The organism is Streptomyces sp. NPDC058157 (assembly GCF_042884105.1).
Classification (GTDB): domain Bacteria; phylum Actinomycetota; class Actinomycetes; order Streptomycetales; family Streptomycetaceae; genus Streptomyces.
Window position 1 is genome coordinate 1 of sequence record NZ_JBHVUQ010000392.1, and the last position, 2,462, is coordinate 2,462.

At 74.5% G+C, this 2,462-nt stretch carries 4 protein-coding genes; 2 read left to right on the forward strand and 2 right to left on the reverse strand.

Translation table 11 applies throughout. The features are described from left to right. Positions 1 to 418, forward strand: a 418-nt coding sequence (locus ACFVXK_RS38180) for a type 1 glutamine amidotransferase domain-containing protein (RefSeq protein WP_389621867.1), incomplete at its 5' end; no start/stop codon positions are given. Positions 419 to 481: 63 nt separating this feature from the next. Beyond that, positions 482 to 883 (forward strand): ATP-binding protein, encoded by a 402-nt coding sequence (locus ACFVXK_RS38185; RefSeq protein ID WP_389621871.1) that lies wholly within the window; start codon positions 482 to 484, stop codon positions 881 to 883. A 21-nt stretch (positions 884 to 904) separates the two neighbouring features. Here the strand turns inward: ACFVXK_RS38185 and ACFVXK_RS38190 are convergent, their stop codons facing one another. Continuing rightward, a complete protein-coding gene (locus tag ACFVXK_RS38190) occupies positions 905 to 1,261 on the reverse strand; it encodes an STAS domain-containing protein (protein WP_389621874.1) in 357 nt (118 codons plus the stop codon). Between the two features lie 254 nt (positions 1,262 to 1,515). Further along, positions 1,516 to 2,462, reverse strand: a 947-nt coding sequence (locus tag ACFVXK_RS38195) for an alpha/beta hydrolase (RefSeq protein WP_389621877.1), incomplete at its 5' end; no start/stop codon positions are given.

A 2,462-nucleotide genomic window follows, 5' to 3' on the forward strand; every position in this document is an offset into this window, starting at 1 on the left:
GGTGCAGGCGATGCGCTCCGACATCGAGCCCGCCGACCGCTTCCCCGTCGATGCCATGGTCGGCGACGTGTCGGTCGACGACTTCGACGCCCTGATCCTGCCCGGCGGCGCCGTCAACCCCGACAAGCTGCGCCAGGACGAGAAGGCCGTGGCGTTCGTGCGCGCCTTCGTCACCTCGGGCAAGCCGGTCGCCGCGATCTGCCACGCCCCCTGGACCCTGATCGAAGCGGACGTCGTCCGCGGCAGGACCCTGACCTCCTGGCCCAGCCTGCGCACGGACCTCCGCAACGCCGGGGCCACGGTCGTCGACCAGGAGGTCGTCAGCGACAACGGGCTGGTCACCAGCCGCAGCCCGGACGACCTCCCCGCGTTCTGCGACAAGATCATCGAGGAGATGGCGGCAGGCCGGTCGGTGTGACTGGCGGCCGCCGGCCTGGGTAGGTACCGGAAAGGGCGACGGGGGGCGCAGGGAGCGGTTGCGATGGACCTTCCGGAACGGCGGCGGTGTGACTGCGGCGTCCAGGGTGCCGCGGCACGGGCGCGTGCCGAGATCTCCCGCTTCGCCGCCGACAGCGCGGCGAGCGGGCGGCCCGTGCCCGCGTCCGTGCGGGAGGCGGCCCTGCTGGTGGCCTCGGAGATGGTGACCAACGCCGTCCGGCACACCCGGGGTCCCTGCACCCTGGAGCTGGCCTGGGCACACGGCGGCCTCGACATCGACGTCACGGACACCAGCCCCCACCCGCCCAGCGCGCGCCCGCCCGATCTGACGGGCGGCGGCGGGTTCGGGTGGCCGCTGGTCAACCTGCTGGCGTCCCAGGTCGCCGTGCGGCCGGCGGCCGGCGGCGGCAAGACGGTCCACGCCCACGTCCCAGGCGCCGAGTAGAGCGCGCCCGCGACGCCGGGGTCAGGACGCGGGCGGAGGACCGGCCTCGACGGCGGGGCCGGTGCCGGGGCAGTACGTGAACAGGTGCCGGGTCCCCGTCAGGTCCAGCACGTGCCGGGCCTGGGCGGGGACGGCGCGCAGCTGCAGGGCCGCGCCGTGGCTGCGGGCGCGGTGGCGCAGGGCGAGGAGCATGTTCAGGGCGGCGGCGTCGATGAACGTCACCGCCGCCAGGTCGAGGACGAGCGTCCTGCCGTGTCGGACCAGTGCGTCGGCGGCCTGCGTGAGGAGGGGGGAGGTGTCGGTGTCGAGTTCGCCCGACACCGTGACGACGGCCTGCCGGGGGTGCGTGGTGACGTCGACGTGCAGAGCGGGTCGCATGGAGTGCCGCCGATTCCGGGATAGAGCCCATCACGGTCGGCGCCCCGCGACACACGCGGTTCAAGGGCCGTCAAGCGTGCGGCGTCGATGCCGCACAAAGCCGAGCGAAACCACCCGTACCTTCCAGTGGCCACTCGCCGTGGCCACCCGGTAGCGCGGGGTCTCCCACCAGACCAGGCTGGTCTGCCTTCAACCTACCCACCGGCGCCCCGATGGTGCGCCGGGCCGGGTAAAGCTTTCGGCACCCTCCCGCGTCACGAGAGCCGGGACCTGAGCCGGGCGTAGAGCTCGGTGACGGCCGCGTCGGCGGCCGGGGAGATGCGTGTGAGGTGGAGGAAGGCGTGGACCAGCCCGTCGTAGGTACGGGCGAAGACGTCCACCCCGGCTTCCGCGAGGGCGGCGGCGTAGGCGTCGCCCTCGTCGCGCAGGGGGTCGTACTGGGCGGTTCCGATGATCGCGGGGGCGAGGCCGGCGTGGCAGCCGGCGCGCAACGGGGAGACGCGGGCGCAGCCGCGGACGGCCGGGTCGTCGCCGGCGTAGAGGGCCTGGAGGTCGAGGACGTCCTGCCGGCTCAGGACGTATCCGTGGGCGTTCTCGGTGCGGGAGGGGTGGGTGCCGTCGAAGTCGGTGGCGGGGTAGGCGAGGAACTGGGCTGCCAGCGGACGGTGTTCGTCGCGGAAGGCGAGCGCGACGACGGCGGCCAGGTTGGCCCCCGCGCTGTCGCCGGCCACGGCGAGCCGGTCGGGGCGGGCGCCGTACCCGTCGATGTGGTCGGCGACGTGACGGGCTGCGGCGAGGCAGTCGTCGTAGGCGGCGGGGAACGGGTGCTCGGGTGCCTGGCGGTAGTCGACGGCGACGACGACGGCCTGGACGTCGCGGCACAGCCTGCGGGTGACGTCGTCGTGCGTGTCGAGGTCGCCGGTGACCCAGCCGCCTCCGTGGAAGAACACCACGGTCGGCACGGGGCCGTCCGCCGCGGGCCGGTAGACGCGTACGGGGATGTCCCCGGCGGGGCCGGGCACGGTGCTGTCCTCCACCGAGCCGACGGGGATCGTCTCCTGCCCGGGAAGGGCCGCTCCGAGCTGCCGCTGCGCTGCGCGCAGCACGTCCGGGTCCGTGTCGCGGACACGGGGCGCGGGTGTGGCGTTGAGCTGGTCGAGGAGGGCGGCGAGGGGCGGGTCCAGGGGCATGGCCGGGTTCC